The sequence below is a fragment of the Shinella sp. WSD5-1 genome, from assembly GCF_963942435.1.
In the GTDB taxonomy this organism is placed as follows: Bacteria; Pseudomonadota; Alphaproteobacteria; order Rhizobiales; family Rhizobiaceae; genus Shinella; species Shinella yambaruensis.
On sequence record NZ_OZ012596.1, the window covers coordinates 3880285 to 3895444 of the forward strand.

Genomic DNA, 15160 nt, shown 5'->3' on the forward strand with positions numbered 1-15160 from the left:
CGTCAAAAATGATACGAGATCAGGAGGACAGCTTGCCGCTTGCGGCGATCAGGTCAAGCAGCATCTGCGCCCGGTTGGCGACGTTGCGCGGGCTCTCGTTGTCGGAAAGGATCGCGTCGAACCATTCCTTGGCGCGCGCATAATCCTCGTGCTTGTAGGCGGAGAGACCGAGAACCTCGCGCGCGGAATGGCGCAGCGCGCTTTGCGGCGTCGCAAGCTGCTCGGCTTCGGCGGAAACCTGGTCGTAGGTGCCGGTGTCGACGAGCAGATAGGCGGCGCGCAGGCGCGCGGCATCGCGCAGCGCCTGTGGCACGGAACCATCCTTGGCGATCGCCGTGAAGGCATTGACGGCGCCCTGCGCGTCCGTCGTCGCCAGCAGCGAGGCAGAGCGCATGCGCGCCAGCACCGGATAGGAGCCGAAGCCGTCCTTCTCCAGCGCGGTCAGCGCGGCGAGCGCCTCCTCATTCTTGCCCTCGCGGGCAAGCGTCAGGGCGGCCAGGAAACTGTCGCCGGCGGCCGAGGCCTCGCTGTCGCGCCAGTAGTCGTAGCTCACCTTGCCGATCGTGCCGAGGACGACCAGGACGGCGGCGCCGATGAAGATGCGACCGAAACGTTTCCAGACCAGACGCATCTGGTCGGAGCGCAGTTCCTCGTTCACCTCGCGGATAAAGCTGTCGTCCTGATTTGCCATGTTCTGCCCGGCTCGAATTCACGCTTAAAGTTAGCGCCTTCTACCCCATTTTGGCGGCGTTGTAAGGGGGCAGGCGCGAAAAGCCGGGGATCAGGCGATGATCACGGCAGGGGTGGAACACCGATCACCCATTCGTGAAGCTTGAGGACGATCGCCGCATAGAGCGCAAGGCCGACGACGACGGAAATCAGATCGTATTTCGCCGAAACGAAGACCGGCAGCCTCGTCTCCCCGGCCGCGATGCGCTTCTTCAGCGTGATGCGCAGGATGACCGCCCAGGCGAGGATCGTCACGAAGAGCAGCACCGAATAGCTCTCGCCATTCGCCAGGAGATGGGCCAGCGCCCAGATCTTGATGGCGACGAGCAGCGGGAACTTCAGCTTCGTGCGGATATGCCCGGCCGGCAGAAAGCCGGCGACGAGACAGATCGAGGCGATCAGCATCAGCGTCAGCGCGATATGCGACAGGAAGGTCGGCGGGAAATAGAGCATCTCGCCGCCATTCTCGCGCGCATCGACGAAACCGTAGGCGATGAGCGCGAGGCTGAGCAGCGAGACGATGCCATGCAGCGCCATCCAGCCCGGCTTGCCGAGAGCGGCGATGCCCGCATTGCGCAGGCCCGGCGCGAAGGGGCGCAGAAGATGGGTGACGATGAAAAGAACAAGACCGGCGATGAGCAACGTCATGAAAATGCCCCTTGAAGAAAAGACGGCCCGCGGCCGTTTCCTCTGGAATAGCCCTCGCACGGCGACAATTCCAGCCCGATCAAAGGATTGCCGCATTCGCGAACCATGAAAACCCCTTTGCAAATTGTCGCGGGTAGCCATGTCGTCTTCAGTCTCGTTCCGGATCGTCCTCCTTCCCCTCGCCGCCGCGCTCGCCGCCGGCCCGGCCCTTGCCAAGGACGACACGATCGAGACCGCTAAGCGCAAGCAGCTCGTCATCGTCTCCTTCGACGGGGCACACGACAACCTCCTGTGGGAGAAGAGCCGCGCCATGGCGAAACGCACCGGCGCGCATTTCACCTATTTCCTCTCCTGCACCTTCCTCTTCCCCAAGGACGAGCGCGCCCGATACCAGGCGCCGCACGAAAAGCGAGGACGCTCCAATGTCGGCTTCTCCCCGGACCGGGAGGACACGATCCTGCGCCTCGGCGAGATCTGGCTGGCAAAGCTCGAGGGCCACGATATCGGCAGCCACGCCTGCGGCCATTTCGACGGGGGCAAATGGAGCGCGGAGGACTGGAAGGGCGAGTTCACCTTCTTCCACGAGACGCTGAAGAACGCCTGGCAGAATGCCGGCGTCGGCGAGCGGGAGCCGGCGGACTGGCAGCGCTTCGTCAAGGAGGATATCAAGGGGTTCCGCGCGCCCTATCTTTCCGCCGGCAGCGGGCTGATCAAGGCGCTGGAGGCACACGGCTTCACCTATGATGCCAGCCTCGTCTCGAAGGGACCCGCCATGCCGGTCGCAAGCGGCGAGATCGCCCGCTTCGCCCTGCCCCTCGTGCCGGAAGGCGCCGCCCGGCGCCCGGTCATCGCCATGGACTACAACCTCTATGTCCGCCATTCCAAGGGCAAGGAGGTGCCGGAAAAGAGCGCCGCCTTCGAGGAAAGCACGCTTCAGGCCTATCGCGACGCCTTCACGAAGCAATATGACGGCGAGCGCATCCCCCTCCAGCTCGGCTTCCATTTCGTGGAGATGAACGCCGGCGCCTACTGGCGCGCGCTCGACCGCTTCCTGACGGAGACCTGCGGCAAACAGGACGTCGCCTGCGTCAGCTATGCCGAGGCGATGGACATTCTCGCGAAAGAAAAGAAGGCGGCCGGAGCCGCCCTCTGACGGCCAAGCCTACCGCGCCAGTTCCTCGTTGCCACCGGCCGCGATGAACTGCTGGTCGATGCTCGGCAGCTCCTGCCCATCGATCGCCGCTTCGAAAGCCTTGAGGCGCTTGTGGATCGACTGCAGCTCGATGATCGTCGACCACGAGTTCACAAGATACTGGAACGAGCTGGAGACCTGGCCGAAGGCCGTCAGGATCTGCTGCAGGATGCCGTAGGTGATCTTGCCGGTGACGATGGTCGGCACGAGGATGAAGTAGACGAAGAGGTTGTCGGCCTGCAGATAGAACATGCGGGCGACGTTGAAATAGAGATAGTGGAAATAGAGCCGGAAATAGTTCATCCGGACGTTGTCGAACAGCTCGCGCACCGTCGGGGGCTGGGCCTTGGTCTCGTCGTCCTCGCCATAGACCAGCTCCTTGCGGTAGGCGGCCTCGACACGCTGGTTGCGGAATTCCAACCCCGGCAGCTTGATCCCCACGAAGGCGAGCAGGAAGGTGCCAAAAGCCGACCAGAGGATCGCCGCCCAGAACAGCGCATGCGGCACTTCGCCGATGACCGGCAGCGGGCCGATATGCACGGAGAGGGCGAAGAGCACCGGCAGGAACGCGATCAGCGTCATCACCGCGTCGATCAGGCTGACGCCGAGGCCTTCGGTGATCGTCGCGAAGCGCATCGTGTCTTCCTGCACGCGCTGCGAGGCGCCCTCGATATGCCGCACGCGCGGCCAGAGCGACATGTAGTAGTTGTTCATCGCCGTGCGCCAGCGGAAGACATAGTGGCTGACGAAGAAGCGCGTGATGACGTAGACGAAGACGCTGATGAAGGCGATCTGGCAGAAGATCAGCATCAGGTCGAAGAAGTTCTGCGTGGTGACACCGCCCGTGCCCTGCAGCGCGTTCTGCAGGGTATCGCCGAAGGGGCGGCGCCAGTTGTTGATGGCGAGCGAGACCTGCACGCTGAAATAGGTCGAGAAGATGATGAAGGCCGAACCCCATATCGACCAGTTGGTCCAGGGGTGATCCTTCGCCCGGATCTGCCAGAACAGGCCGAAGAGGCCGGTGCAGATCAGGAAATAGAGATAGAACCAGATGTTGTCCGGCGTCACGAAGTAACCGAGGCCGACCGGCGGCTCCGTGCCGGCCGGCAGCGGCGGCAGGCCGATCAGCGCACCGAAATTGGCGCCGACCGTGTACCAGGCCGCGATCGAAAGCAGCGTCCAGACAACAAGGGAGGAAAAGAACAGCTTCGGCTGCGGGAAGAAGGAGTGGAACAAGGTGCGAAACTCTCGTTTGCATGGGGCAGCAATGCCGCCGGTTCGCGCAGAACCTAGAGGAGTTTACGCATCGCAACAATCGCCAAGCGCCCGGATTACCGAGATTTAATGGAAGGCGCGCCGCCAAGAACGGTGATGTTCAACGCGAATGTCCCTTTACGCCGGCCCGGACAACGGGGCACCGTTGTAACACCCCGAGCCGCGATGGTCCGTTGAACGACAAGGCTGGTAAAGACGGTTCCTGTTCCCGGTTCAGCCCGGCAGCGTCACCACGAGCGGCCCGTTGCGGGTGGCGACGACCGTGTGCTCGAACTGCACCGTCGGCGCGCTCGGCTCGCTGTAGAGCGTCCACTCGTCGTTGCTGCCGCCTTCCGCCCAGTTGGCGCCGAGCGAGAGGAACGGCTCGACGGTGAAGACGAGGCCTTCCGTCATGCGGCGCTTTTCCTGCGGATCCGGCCAGGTGGCGATTTCCGTCGGCTCCTCGTGCAGCGAGCGGCCGACGCCGTGGCTGGCGAGGTTGGCGATCAGCGTATATCGGTTCTTGCGGGCGAATTCGCCGATGGCATTGCCGACCTCGGCGAGCGGCCTGCCGGCCCGCACCGATTTCAGCCCGACCCAGAGCGCGCGCTTGCCGTCGCGGCACAGGCGCTCGACGGCCGGCGTCGACCGCCCGACCGTGAACGAGGCGCCGGTATCGGCGAAATAGCCGTCGAGCTCGGCGGAGACATCGATATTGACGAGGTCGCCGTCGCGGATCACCCGCTCGCCCGGAATGCCGTGCGCCACCTCTTCGTTGACGCTGATGCAGGTCGCGCCCGGAAAGGCATAACAGCTTTCCGGCGCCGAGCGCGCCCCTGCCGCCTCCAGCATGCGCCGGCCGATCAGGTCGAGCTCGGCGGTCGTCATGCCCGGCCGGATGGCGGTCGACATGTGTTGCAGCACATTGGCGCAAATCCGGCCGATGGCCTTCAGGCCGTTGAGGTCTTCATCGTTTTCCAGGGTCATCGCGTCTCTCTTTCGCGGGCCTCTTACCATGCCCGCGCGCCCTTGTCAGGCGGAAGCGGCCACGTCGCCCTTCGCGTCGTCCGCCAGCATCTCGCGCACCAGCGGGGCGACCTTCGTGCCGTAGAGCTCGATGCCGCGCAGCACCGCCCCGTGCGGCATCGGGCCGATCGCCATCTGCAGCAGGAAGCGGTCGTTGCGGAAGATCCGGTGGTGGGCGACGATCTTCTTCGCCACCGTTTCCGGATCGCCGAGGAAGAGATGGCCGGTCGGCCCGATCGACTGGTCGAACTGCACCCGGCTCGTCGGCCCCCAGCCGCGCTCGCGGCCGATGCGGTTCATCACCTCGGCCTGCGGGCCGTAGAAGGTGTCGGCCGCGGCCGCGGTGGTGTCGGCGATGAAACCGTGCACGTTGATGCTCGTCTTCAGCCCGCCCGCATCCTGCCCGGCGCGGCGCGCGGCCTCGCGGTAGAGATCGAAGAGTGGCGCATAGCGCGACGGCGTGCCGCCGATGATGGCAAGCGCCAGCGGCAGCCCGTAGGCCCCCGCCCGCGCCACCGATTGCGGCGTGCCCCCGACGGCGATCCAGATCGGAAGGCGGCCATGCGCGGGGCGCGGATAGACGCCGAGCCCCGGCAGCGGCGGGCGCATCGTGCCGTTCCACGACACGGTCTCGCTCTCGTTGAGCGCCAGCAGCAGGTCCAGCTTCTCCTCGAAGAGCCGGTCGTAATCATCGAGCGCATAGCCGAAGAGCGGGAAGGATTCGATGAAGGAGCCGCGCCCGGCCATGATCTCCGCCCGGCCGCCGGAAAGAAGGGCGACCGTCGAGAACTGCTGGAAGACGCGCACCGGGTCGTCCGAGGAAAGCACCGTCACCGCGCTCGTCAGCCGGATGGTCCTGGTCCGCGCGGCGGCGGCGGCCAGCACGACAGCCGGCGCCGAGGCGGCATAGTCCGCCCGGTGATGCTCGCCGAGCCCGAAGACATCGAGCCCGACCTGGTCGGCAAGCGCGATCTCCTCCAGAAGGTCCTTCAGCCGCCGCTCCCCTTCCCGCCCCTTGTCGGCGGCGTTGGGATCGACGTCGGCAAATGTATAGAGGCCAAGTTCCATGGGATATTCCAGGCAAGAGGGATTTACCCAGAGATATGGCCGGCGCAGGCGGGTTGAAAGGGCCGTTCGGGAAACAGTGTGTTCACCCGGCGAGCCAGGGGTTCAGCAAGCGGATATCCATGTCCGCGAAATCCGCCACATTGCGCGTAACGAGAATCATGTTGTGAACGTGAGCCGTCGCGCCGATCAAGCCATCCCGCTCCGGCCGCCGATCGGGAACCGACAGTTCCGCGCAGCGCAGCGCCACGGCAAGATCGACCGGAAGGACACGCCCGGCGAAGAACGGCAGCACCACCTCGTCCAGCCAGCGGCGGAGAGCCAGTCCTTGCGGCTCGTCCCGGCGTTCCATCTGGCGCACGCCGATCTCCAGTTCGAGCATCGACATTGCCGAGATATGGCAGAGCGGCGGCGGCACAGATTGCGACCAGCGCAAGACATGGGCATCGACACGGCCGGACGAGGTTTTCCGCAGTTCGGACACGACATTCGTGTCGAGCAGATACATCAGCCGAGATCCGCCGGCTTCACGCCGATATCGGAGAGCTTCGGTGGATCGAACTCAACGTCCTCGCCGGACGGCATGGCCAGCAGGTCGGCAAGCGTCTTCTCGCCGCTGATCAACCGCCTGTAATCCTCGATGGAGAGCAGGACGTGGCCCGGCCGGCCACGATCCGTGATGAAGACGGGGCCATTTTCAGCGGCCCTCTTGGCCTTGCCCGTATCCTGATTGAATTCCCGGCTGGACATGACCGCCATGGCGCCCTCCATATGTAGCAACATTACTACACATGGAGGGCGATGCAAAGCGTCTTCATCAGAGCCGCGAAGCCACTGCTTCCAGCTGCGTCGCCACCTGGCCCCAGCCCTCGTGGAAACCCATCTTCTCGTGCATCTCGCAGTCCTCGACGGTCCAGTGGCGGGCGATGGCGGTGTAGCGGGTCTTGCCGTCGCCGAGGTCGTCGAAGAGAATCTCGGCGCTGAAGAAGGCCTTTTCGGTGGGCTTCCAGTCGGGGCCGAAGGCATCGGTCGTGATGATGCGCCTGTCCTTCTCCACCTTCAGGAAGATGCCGGTGTTGTCCATGTGGAAACCGTCCGGGCCGGTCATGACCGTGCGGAACTTGCCGCCGTCGCGCGGCTCGATCTCGATGACCGGCGTCTCGTAGGGTTTCGGCGCGAACCATTCCTTCATCAGCTCCGGCGTCGTCCAGGCCTTGAAGAGCTGGGCGGGCGTTGCGTTCAGCACGCGGGTCAGCACCAGTTCGCGGTTGTTGGCGGGCTTGATCTCGGCGTCGGTCATGTCTGGCTCCTCGTTGAATATGTTCGGCGGTTCATCGCAAGGACGCCCGGCGGACGGCCAGTCCGACACCGAAAAGGGGTTATTTTTCGGCTGCGGCCCTTTCGCGCTGCATGCTGTCGAGATGCTGGCGGATATGGGCCGCCTCCGCCGAACTCGTGGCGAGCGCAATGGCGCGGTCGAAGGCTTCGTGCGCCTCGCCATAGCGGCCGAGCTGCTTGAGCAGGCCGCCGCGCAGCCCGTGGAAATAGAAATAGCCGTTCAGCTTGTCGGCAAGCGGCTCGATCAGCGCCAGCGCCGCCTCCGGCCCTTCGCGCTTCGAGACGGCGACGGCGCGGTTGAGCCGCACCACCGGCGAGGGCTGCAGGCGCTCCAGCGTCTGGTAGAGCAGGTCGATCTCGAGCCAGTCCGTCTCCGCCGCCGTTTTCGCGCGGGCATGCAGCGCGGCGATCGCCGCCTGGATCTGGAAGGCGCCGGGCGCGCGGTGGCGGATCGCCTTGTCGATCAGCACCAGCGCCTCGTCGATCAGGCTGCGGTCCCAGAGCGAACGGTCCTGGTCCTCCAGGAGCACGATCTGCCCGTCCTTGTCGAAGCGGGCCGCAAGCCGCGAATGCTGGAGCAGCAGCAGCGCCGTCAGGCCCATGATCTCCGGCTCGGCCGGAAAGAGTTTCAGGAGCAGCCGCGCCAGCCGGATCGCCTCCGCGCAGAACGGCGTATCCGCCTTGTCGGGAACGCCCGCCGAATAGCCCTCGTTGAAGACGAGATAGATCATCGCCGCGACGAGACCGAGCCGCTCGGCCCGGGCCACCGCATCCGGCGTCTCGAAGGGAATGCCGGCCGCGCCCACCTTCGCTTTCGCCCGGGTGATGCGCTGCTCCATCGCCGCCTCCGAGACGAGGAAGGCGCGGGCGATCTGCCGGACCGACAGGCCCGAGACGATGCGCAGCGCCAGCGCGATCTGCTGGGTCGCCGGCAGGTCCCTGTGGCAGCAGACGAAGAGCAGGCGGAGAATGTCGTCCCGGTAATGCGCGCCGTCCAGCCGGTCCGCAAGGTCGCTTTCCGTGTCCTCCAGGTCGGACAGCACCTCCTCCGGCGGCAGCGGCTGGTGCCTGGCGCGCTTGCGCACCTGGTCGATGCCGCTGTTGCGGCCGACGAAGATGAGCCAGGCTGCCGGATCGCGCGGCGGGCCCTTGTCGGGCCAGGTCTTCAGCGCACGCAGGCAAGCCTCCTGATAGGCCTCCTCCGCCATGTCGAGGTCGCGGAAGTAGCGCAACAGCGCCCCCATGGCCTGCGGCCGCGCCGAGGTCAGCGCCAGATCGATCCAGGCAAGCTCTGTCATGTGATGGGTACTCCCGGATTGAAATACTGCAGCGGCCGAACCTCATAGGTGCCGTTGGCCGGATTGACCGCCGAAAGCTCGCGGGCAAAGGTGATCGCCTCCTCCAGCGTCTCCACGTCGAGCACGAAGAAGCCGAGGAACTGTTCCTTGGTTTCGGCGAAGGGGCCGTCCATGACGATATCGTCCGTCGCGCCCTTGCGCACGGTGACCGCCGCCGTCGTCGGCATCAGCCGCGCGACCGGACCGAGCTTGCCCGCCTCGGCATAACGCTGGTTGACCGCCCCGAGATCGGCCATGACCTTCGCGTCGAGCTCCTTGCTCCAGGCGTTGACTTCACTTTCGGCGTCGTAACAAAGAACGGCATACAGCATGGTGAACTCCCGTTGGTTGAAAGACGTAGGAGTAGCGTCTCAGCCGACAGGGCGCACCGGAATATTTTTGATGATAGGGATGAAGGCGGGTGATGAGAGCCTAGGAAAGATCGAAATCCGCGGGCGTCAGCCGGCCGGAACGCAGCAGGTGCTGCAGGACAAAAGCGACCGATCGGGCATCGTCGACGGCATCGTGGGCGCGGAGCGAACCCTGGTCGAGACCGTATAACGCCATGAGCCCGCTGCTGGGCGTCTTCTGCATATCCTCATACGCCATGCCGCCGTGCAGCAGCAACTTGCACGCATTGTCGAATCGGTTCGCGGCGATGGGCGGCGTAATCCCGGCGACATAGCAACTCGTCGCCAACATGCCGAGTTCGTCCTTGCCCCACGACCAGAGCACCAGGCCGCGCGCATAGTCGGCGAACCGTGCGAGCGCCGTTTTCAGGTCGATTCCGGAAGCATCGATCATGCCGTCGCCAATACCTATCAGCGCCGTGAGGAAGGGATCGATCGCGCAGCGGCGGCCATACCTGTCGCGCGGCTCCACATAAACGTTGAACGCGTCTTCGATTTCGAAATCGCCGGCCAGCCGAAGCTTGACCGCCCCGATCTGCACCACCAGCGGATCAGGATCGTAAGGCCCGCACCAGAGCCGCCGCTGAGCGCCTTCGGCCGAGAGAAACTCGCAATCGAAAATCACCGCCGCTTCAGGCATCACGCTCTCCCCGTCACCATCAGCCGCACAGGCAGTTGCCGGTAGCCTATCCGTTGCTCAGCGTGCGCCGCACCGCGTCCTTCCAGCCCTTGATCTTCACCGCACGGGTCTTCTCATCCATCTTGGGCTCGAAGCGCGTATCCCGCGCCCAGGACTTGGCGAACCCCTTGCGGTCCGGCCAGACGCCCGCGCGCTGGCCGGCGAGCCATGCGGCGCCCAGCGCGGTCGTTTCCAGGATGGTCGGACGGTCGACGGGCGCGTCGAGGATGTCGGAAAGGCGCTGCATGGTCCAGTCGGAGGCGACCATGCCGCCGTCGACGCGCAGCACCGTTTCCTTGCCGTTCGCCTTCCAGTCCTTGTGCATGGCGTCGAGCAGGTCGCGCGTCTGGTAGCAAACGGCCTCCAGCGCGGCGCGGGCGAATTCCGCCGGCCCCGTATTGCGCGTCATGCCGTAGATGGCGGCGCGGGCGTCGGGGTCCCAGTGCGGCGCGCCGAGGCCGGTGAAGGCGGGCACGAGGTAGACGTTCTGCGTCGGATCGGCCTTGGCGGCAAGGTCGCCTGTGTCGGGCGCGGCCTTGATGACCTTCAGCCCGTCGCGCAGCCATTGCACGGCCGCCCCGGCGATGAAGATCGAGCCTTCCAGCGCATAGGTCGTCTCGCCGTCGAGCCGGTAGGCGATGGTGGTGAGCAGCCGGTTCTTCGAGCGCACCATGTCGGTGCCGGTGTTGAGCAGCGCGAAGCAGCCGGTGCCGTAGGTGGACTTCATCATGCCGGATTCGAAGCAGGCCTGGCCGATGGTCGCCGCCTGCTGGTCGCCGGCAACGCCGAGGATCGGGATTTCCGCGCCGAACAGGCCCTTTTCCGTCACGCCGAAATCGGCGGCGCAGTCGAGCACGTCGGGCAGCATCGCCTTCGGCACGCGCAGGATGTCGAGCAGCTCGTCGTCCCAGGCGTTGGAGGCGATGTTGTACATCAGCGTGCGGCTGGCATTGGTGGCATCGGTGACATGGGACTTGCCGCCCGTCAGCCGCCAGATCAGGAACGTGTCGATCGTGCCGAAGCAGAGGTGCCCGTGGGCAGCCCGCGCCCGCGCGCCCTTCACGTTGGAGAGCATCCAGGAGAGTTTAGTGCCGGAGAAATAGGGATCGAGCAGCAGGCCCGTCTTCCTGGTGAAGGTCTTTTCGAGGTCCTGCTTCTTCAGCTTCTCGCAATAGGAGGCGGTGCGGCGGTCCTGCCAGACGATGGCATTGTGGATCGGCCTGCCGCTCTCGCGCTCCCAGACGACGACCGTCTCGCGCTGGTTGGTGATGCCGATGGCGGAAATGTCGGAGGCGGCAAGGCCCGCCTTCTTCAGCGCGGCCTTGACGGACCAGACGACGCTGTCCCAGATTTCCTCCGGATCGTGCTCGACCCAGCCGGACTGCGGAAAATGCTGCGTGAATTCCTTCTGGCCGGAACCGACGACCTTCTGCTTGCCGTCGAAGACGATCGCCCGGCTCGATGTGGTGCCCTGATCGATCGCGAGAACATATCCGCCCATCTCTTCCTCCCAGCTGCGGGTCGCTCCCAGACCCTTCGGAATCTTCAATACGATACTAAAACGAATGTCAAAGGAAAATAAAACGCAAGTCGCGCTCTGCCCTCAGCGGGACTGTACCGCGCGGAAAACGCAATTGTCATCGCGCGAGTTTTGGGCGTAGGCTACCGCAACGCAGCATGATCGGGAGACAGCAAGCATGAAAAGCGTCGTCGTAACGGGCTCCACCAGCGGCATCGGCCTTGCCATCGCCACCGCCTTCGCCGAAAGCGGCGCCAATGTCGTCATCAACGGGTTCGGCGCGGCGGACGAGATCGAGGCGATCCGCGCAAGGCTCGACGGCCTCGGCAAGGGACGCGTGCTCTATCACCCCGCCGACATGACGAAGCCGCACGAGATTTCCGACCTCGTCGAGACGGCGGTGGAAGCATTCGACGGCGTCGACATCCTCGTCAACAATGCCGGCATCCAGCACGTCGAGAAGATCGAGGATTTCCCGGTGGAGAAGTGGGACCAGATCATCGCGATCAACCTCTCCAGTTCCTTCCACACGATCCGCGCCGCCATTCCGCACATGAAGCGCAAGGGCTGGGGCCGCGTCATCAACGTCGCCTCGGCGCATGGCCTCGTCGCCTCGCCGTTCAAGTCCGCCTATGTGGCCGCGAAACACGGCATCATGGGCCTGACGAAGACCGTCGCGCTGGAAGTCGCCGAGAACGGCATCACCGTCAACGCCATCTGCCCCGGCTACGTGCTGACGCCGCTCGTCGAAAAGCAGATCCCCGACACGGCCAGGGCCCGCGGCATCAGCGAGGCTGAGGTGAAGTCCGACGTCATGCTGAAGTTCCAGCCGACCAAGGAGTTCGTCGGGGTCGACGAGGTCGCGGCCATCGCGCTCTTCCTCGCCTCCGATGCGGCAAAGTCGATCAACGGCACCCATATATCGGTGGATGGCGGCTGGACCGCCCAGTAGAAACGGACGCGCGGGCACCCTGTGTATCCGCGTGTTCGCGATGGCTGGGCACCGTGCTCCGCCACAGGCCGCCCCTTCCCGGCGGCGGCCAAACCGCCCCACGCCCAGGCGCGTGTCGGCCATCGGACGGCTGAGGGCCGTCAAAGAAGGATGACATGAACTTTCTGCAGGACAGTCTGGAGGGCTTTCTCGCCCGGGAACACCGCGTCGTCATCGTCGAGGTCACCGCCGCCAAGGGTTCGACCCCGCGCGACGAAGGCACGTTCATGCTGGTGGCGCCGACGGAAATCCACGGCACCGTCGGCGGCGGCCAGCTCGAATACGATGCCATCGAGAATGCGCGAAAGATGCTGGCGGATACCGGCGGCGAGGCGAGGCTCGACATTCCGCTCGGCCCCGAGATCGGCCAGTGTTGCGGCGGGCGCGTCGAGCTCACCTTCACCTTTGCCGACGCGCAGGCCCGCGAGGCGCTCGAGGCACGCCTTGCCGAAGAGGAACGGCGCAAGCCGCAGGTCTGGGTCTTCGGCGCCGGCCATGTCGGCCGGGCGCTGGCGGATGCGCTGACCATGCTGCCGCTCAACATCTTCGTGGTGGAGGCGCGCCAGAGCGAACTCGACCAGCTCACCTCCGAGGTGCACCACCGCCTTGCCGCCCTGCCGGAGGCGCTGGTCGCCGACATTCCGCCGGGCTCTGCCGTCGTCATCGTCACCCACGACCATGCGCTGGATTTCCTGATCGGGCAGGAAGCGCTTGCCCGTACCGACCTTGCCTATGTCGGCATGGTCGGCTCGACGTCGAAACGCGCCTCCTTCCTGCACCATCTGGAACGGCAGGGCATCGACCGCAGCGCGGCCGACCGGCTGGTCCTGCCGATCGGCGGCACGGCGGTGGACGACAAGCGCCCGGCGGTCATCGCCGCGATGACCGCGTCGGAAGTGCTGCTCGCCTTCGCCGCCTGGCGGCAGAAGGGGGACGCCCCCACGGCGGCAGGCTAGCCGCGACCGTCGAGAAAGCCGAGATCGCGCTTCATGTAGTCGGAAAGCTCGCTCGGATCGAGGCGGGGGACGCGCTTGCGCTGCCGCCTCAAGAAGACGCGGGAGAGCTTATGCCAAAGGCTTTCCTTGCGAAACGGCAGGCGGGCCGCCGGCGCCTGATCGACGATACATGTCATGGTAAAACCTCGTAAATTCCATTCATTGGCTTGCAGGATGCGCCGAAAGATGATGGAATTCCAATCGAAGCTTCGTCTGTATCCATAAAGAGAACTTGGCCTTGAAGATGTCGCGCAACTTCCCGCTCAATGCGCTTCGCGTCTTCGAGGCGGCCGCGCGGCATGCCAGCTTCACCCGCGCCGGCGACGAGCTCGGCATGACGCAGACCGCCGTCAGCTACCAGATCAAGCTTCTGGAGGAGACGCTCGGCGAGACGCTGTTCCTGCGCCAGCCGCGGCAGGTGATGCTGAGCGAGGCCGGCGAGCGGCTGGCGCCCAAGGTGGCCGAGGGGCTGACGAAACTGGCCGAAGCGGTGGCGGACCTGCGCGGGGCGGCCGAACAGAAGCTGCACATCCATTCGACGCCCACCTTCGCCACGCAGTGGCTGAGCCGCACGCTCGGCGACTTCCAGCTCAAGCACCCGACCATCGCCGTCCGGCTTTCCACCTCGCAGGAGCTGATCGACTTTGCCCGGGAAGAGGCGGATGTCTCGATCCGCTGGGGCAAGGGCGACTGGCCGGGCCTCACCTGCCACCGCGTCATGCGGATGGACTTCGCCCCCATGCTGAGCCCGGCGCTGGCCGAGACGATCGGCGGCATAGGGGAGCCGGCAGACCTCCTGAAACTGCCGATCATCAGCCCGCTGGACATCTGGTGGCGCACCTGGTTTTCCGCCGCGGGCATCGACGATCCGGGCCTCGAACGGTTTCCCCCGAACGAACTCGGCGTGCAGACGATCGACGCCCAGGTGGCGATGGCCGGCCAGGGCGTCGCGATCCTCAATCCCGGCCACTTCCGGGCGGAGGTCGCCGCCGGCCAGCTCTACCAGCCCTTCGAGCTGACCTGCAACGATGGCCGCGACTACTGGCTCGCCTATCCGGAAAACCGCCGCAACATCCTGAAGATCCGTGCCTTTCGCGACTGGATCCTGGCGACGATGCCGGCGGCGGTGTAACCGTTAGGCCTTGGCGTCCAGTTCGGGATAATGGCGGAAAAGGTCGCTTTCGTTACCGGGAAGCCGGCGATCGCTGGCGAGATAGGCGCTGATCCGCGAGTGCCCGGCGACCGCGGCGCAGAGCGCCTTGATCTTCGGATAGCGCGGATAGAGCCCGTCCATCAGCACAGGGAAGGCGTAGGCTAGGCCGTCCATGACCTGGAACAGCGAGAGATCCGCATAGCTGAGCCTGTCGCCGACAAGATGCGTTTGACTGTCCGGGTTTCGCGCAAGGATGCCCTCGAACCAGTCGAGGAATTTCGGAACGCGCTGCGCGCGGAATTCCGCCGCCCGCCGCAGCGACTCGGGCTTCTGGTTCTCGTAGTACTCCCCCGCCCCGATGGGATGGTGGACGTCATGGCCCTCCAGGACGAAGTCGGCGATGGTCAGCTGGATCTGATGCGTCCAGAGCCGCAGCCGCGGCTCGCGGGGCGCAAGGTCGAGCTTGTCGCCGAGATAGAGCAGGATGGCCGCCACCTGCCCGACGACCACGTCGCCGTCCCTCAGGAAGGGCGGCGCGAAGGAGGGCGTGGCCACCTCCCGGCTTACCTTCGACAGGATGCCGTCGCCCTCCTCGCGCGCGACGTCGCGATAGGGCGCACCGGCCGCCTCCAGCGCGAGGCGGATATATTCCCCGCGCCCCTGGATGCCGGTCCAATAGTAGAGTTCGTAGGTCATGGCGCAAAACACCCTTGGCCGGGCGGCGGTTCCGCCCGGGGCGAATTTTCGGGCGCACCGCAATCGAAATCAGAGGGATAGCCGGCCGGCCCGCCCTTCCCTCACCGCCGATTATTGCGCAATGTGCG

The 15160-nt window shown here is 65.3% G+C and carries 18 protein-coding genes; 4 read left to right on the forward strand and 14 right to left on the reverse strand.

Annotated elements, in window-relative coordinates:
- Nucleotides 1–19 precede the first annotated feature (19 nt).
- Both AABQ55_RS18980 and AABQ55_RS18985 read right to left on the reverse strand, forming a co-directional pair.
- Nucleotides 20–691 carry a tetratricopeptide repeat protein gene (locus tag AABQ55_RS18980; protein WP_272806123.1) on the reverse strand — a complete coding sequence of 224 codons (672 nt, stop codon included), beginning with the start codon at nt 689–691 and terminating at the stop codon, nt 20–22.
- A gap of 101 nt (nt 692–792) precedes the next feature.
- The gene (locus AABQ55_RS18985) at nt 793–1377 is read right to left on the reverse strand and encodes an NnrU family protein (protein ID WP_272806124.1); all 585 of its coding nucleotides are present in this window, start codon (nt 1375–1377) and stop codon (nt 793–795) included.
- A 139-nt stretch (nt 1378–1516) separates the two neighbouring features.
- Between AABQ55_RS18985 and AABQ55_RS18990 the strand changes: the two genes are divergently transcribed.
- Nucleotides 1517–2530 carry a polysaccharide deacetylase gene (locus AABQ55_RS18990; protein WP_443021103.1) on the forward strand — a complete coding sequence of 338 codons (1014 nt, stop codon included), beginning with the start codon at nt 1517–1519 and terminating at the stop codon, nt 2528–2530.
- 9 nt (nt 2531–2539) lie between these two features.
- Here the strand turns inward: AABQ55_RS18990 and sbmA are convergent, their stop codons facing one another.
- The 10 genes from sbmA to glpK all read right to left on the reverse strand — a co-directional run bounded on the left by sbmA (nt 2540) and on the right by glpK (nt 11179).
- Nucleotides 2540–3805, reverse strand: a complete 1266-nt coding sequence (gene sbmA / locus AABQ55_RS18995) for a peptide antibiotic transporter SbmA (RefSeq protein ID WP_244767092.1) — start codon at nt 3803–3805, stop codon at nt 2540–2542.
- 252 nt (nt 3806–4057) lie between these two features.
- Nucleotides 4058–4810: a type I methionyl aminopeptidase gene (map, locus tag AABQ55_RS19000; protein ID WP_064330835.1), complete on the reverse strand. Its 753-nt coding sequence runs from the start codon at nt 4808–4810 to the stop codon at nt 4058–4060.
- A gap of 45 nt (nt 4811–4855) precedes the next feature.
- The gene (locus AABQ55_RS19005) at nt 4856–5917 is read right to left on the reverse strand and encodes an LLM class flavin-dependent oxidoreductase (protein ID WP_272806125.1); all 1062 of its coding nucleotides are present in this window, start codon (nt 5915–5917) and stop codon (nt 4856–4858) included.
- A gap of 82 nt (nt 5918–5999) precedes the next feature.
- A complete protein-coding gene (locus AABQ55_RS19010; protein ID WP_317633297.1) occupies nt 6000–6422 on the reverse strand; it encodes a type II toxin-antitoxin system VapC family toxin in 423 nt (140 codons plus the stop codon).
- A complete protein-coding gene (locus AABQ55_RS19015) occupies nt 6422–6673 on the reverse strand; it encodes a type II toxin-antitoxin system Phd/YefM family antitoxin (RefSeq protein ID WP_272806126.1) in 252 nt (83 codons plus the stop codon). The genes AABQ55_RS19010 and AABQ55_RS19015 overlap by 1 nt, the downstream gene beginning before the upstream one ends.
- A 58-nt stretch (nt 6674–6731) precedes the next feature.
- Entirely contained in the window at nt 6732–7214 is a 483-nt protein-coding gene (locus tag AABQ55_RS19020; RefSeq protein WP_272806127.1) for an SRPBCC family protein, read from the reverse strand.
- Between the two features lie 79 nt (nt 7215–7293).
- The gene (locus AABQ55_RS19025; RefSeq protein WP_272806128.1) at nt 7294–8550 is read right to left on the reverse strand and encodes an RNA polymerase sigma factor; all 1257 of its coding nucleotides are present in this window, start codon (nt 8548–8550) and stop codon (nt 7294–7296) included.
- Nucleotides 8547–8921 (reverse strand): YciI family protein, encoded by a 375-nt coding sequence (locus tag AABQ55_RS19030; protein WP_272806129.1) that lies wholly within the window; start codon nt 8919–8921, stop codon nt 8547–8549. Before AABQ55_RS19030 ends, AABQ55_RS19025 begins: the two co-directional genes overlap by 4 nt.
- Nucleotides 8922–9021: 100 nt before the next feature.
- Entirely contained in the window at nt 9022–9639 is a 618-nt protein-coding gene (locus AABQ55_RS19035) for an exonuclease (RefSeq protein WP_272806130.1), read from the reverse strand.
- Between the two features lie 46 nt (nt 9640–9685).
- On the reverse strand, nt 9686–11179 hold the full coding sequence (gene glpK / locus AABQ55_RS19040; RefSeq protein ID WP_272806131.1) for a glycerol kinase GlpK: 1494 nt from the start codon (nt 11177–11179) through the stop codon (nt 9686–9688).
- A gap of 196 nt (nt 11180–11375) precedes the next feature.
- On the opposite strand from glpK, the gene AABQ55_RS19045 reads away from it, so the two are divergent.
- On the forward strand, nt 11376–12149 hold the full coding sequence (locus AABQ55_RS19045; protein WP_272806132.1) for a 3-hydroxybutyrate dehydrogenase: 774 nt from the start codon (nt 11376–11378) through the stop codon (nt 12147–12149).
- A gap of 155 nt (nt 12150–12304) precedes the next feature.
- Nucleotides 12305–13144 (forward strand): xanthine dehydrogenase accessory protein XdhC, encoded by an 840-nt coding sequence (gene xdhC, locus AABQ55_RS19050; protein WP_272806133.1) that lies wholly within the window; start codon nt 12305–12307, stop codon nt 13142–13144.
- Here xdhC and AABQ55_RS19055 read toward each other — a convergent pair.
- Complete coding sequence (locus AABQ55_RS19055) at nt 13141–13320, reverse strand: hypothetical protein (protein WP_244767103.1); 180 nt, start codon at nt 13318–13320, stop codon at nt 13141–13143. The genes xdhC and AABQ55_RS19055 overlap by 4 nt on opposite strands.
- Nucleotides 13321–13421: 101 nt before the next feature.
- Here AABQ55_RS19055 and AABQ55_RS19060 point away from each other — a divergent pair, with 101 nt between their 5' ends.
- Nucleotides 13422–14315: a LysR substrate-binding domain-containing protein gene (locus AABQ55_RS19060; RefSeq protein ID WP_244767104.1), complete on the forward strand. Its 894-nt coding sequence runs from the start codon at nt 13422–13424 to the stop codon at nt 14313–14315.
- Between the two features lie 3 nt (nt 14316–14318).
- On the opposite strand, the gene AABQ55_RS19065 is transcribed toward AABQ55_RS19060, so the two are convergent.
- The gene (locus AABQ55_RS19065) at nt 14319–15032 is read right to left on the reverse strand and encodes a glutathione S-transferase (RefSeq protein ID WP_272806134.1); all 714 of its coding nucleotides are present in this window, start codon (nt 15030–15032) and stop codon (nt 14319–14321) included.
- Between the last annotated feature and the right edge of the window lie 128 nt (nt 15033–15160).

Excerpts from the sequence above, each read along its gene's own strand:
- AABQ55_RS19005 (WP_272806125.1), bottom strand. The coding sequence starts at position 5,917 with ATGGAACTTGGCCTCTATACATTTGCCGACGTCGATCCCAACGCCGCC.
- AABQ55_RS19045 (WP_272806132.1), top strand. The coding sequence starts at position 11,376 with ATGAAAAGCGTCGTCGTAACGGGCTCCACCAGCGGCATCGGCCTTGCC.
- AABQ55_RS19035 (WP_272806130.1), bottom strand. The coding sequence starts at position 9,639 with ATGCCTGAAGCGGCGGTGATTTTCGATTGCGAGTTTCTCTCGGCCGAA.
- AABQ55_RS19065 (WP_272806134.1), bottom strand. The coding sequence starts at position 15,032 with ATGACCTACGAACTCTACTATTGGACCGGCATCCAGGGGCGCGGGGAA.
- glpK (WP_272806131.1), bottom strand. The coding sequence starts at position 11,179 with ATGGGCGGATATGTTCTCGCGATCGATCAGGGCACCACATCGAGCCGG.
- AABQ55_RS18980 (WP_272806123.1), bottom strand. The coding sequence starts at position 691 with ATGGCAAATCAGGACGACAGCTTTATCCGCGAGGTGAACGAGGAACTG.
- AABQ55_RS19020 (WP_272806127.1), bottom strand. The coding sequence starts at position 7,214 with ATGACCGACGCCGAGATCAAGCCCGCCAACAACCGCGAACTGGTGCTG.
- AABQ55_RS19010 (WP_317633297.1), bottom strand. The coding sequence starts at position 6,422 with ATGTATCTGCTCGACACGAATGTCGTGTCCGAACTGCGGAAAACCTCG.
- xdhC (WP_272806133.1), top strand. The coding sequence starts at position 12,305 with ATGAACTTTCTGCAGGACAGTCTGGAGGGCTTTCTCGCCCGGGAACAC.
- AABQ55_RS19015 (WP_272806126.1), bottom strand. The coding sequence starts at position 6,673 with ATGGCGGTCATGTCCAGCCGGGAATTCAATCAGGATACGGGCAAGGCC.
- AABQ55_RS18985 (WP_272806124.1), bottom strand. The coding sequence starts at position 1,377 with ATGACGTTGCTCATCGCCGGTCTTGTTCTTTTCATCGTCACCCATCTT.
- map (WP_064330835.1), bottom strand. The coding sequence starts at position 4,810 with ATGACCCTGGAAAACGATGAAGACCTCAACGGCCTGAAGGCCATCGGC.
- AABQ55_RS19030 (WP_272806129.1), bottom strand. The coding sequence starts at position 8,921 with ATGCTGTATGCCGTTCTTTGTTACGACGCCGAAAGTGAAGTCAACGCC.
- AABQ55_RS19055 (WP_244767103.1), bottom strand. The coding sequence starts at position 13,320 with ATGACATGTATCGTCGATCAGGCGCCGGCGGCCCGCCTGCCGTTTCGC.
- AABQ55_RS18990 (WP_443021103.1), top strand. The coding sequence starts at position 1,517 with ATGTCGTCTTCAGTCTCGTTCCGGATCGTCCTCCTTCCCCTCGCCGCC.
- AABQ55_RS19025 (WP_272806128.1), bottom strand. The coding sequence starts at position 8,550 with ATGACAGAGCTTGCCTGGATCGATCTGGCGCTGACCTCGGCGCGGCCG.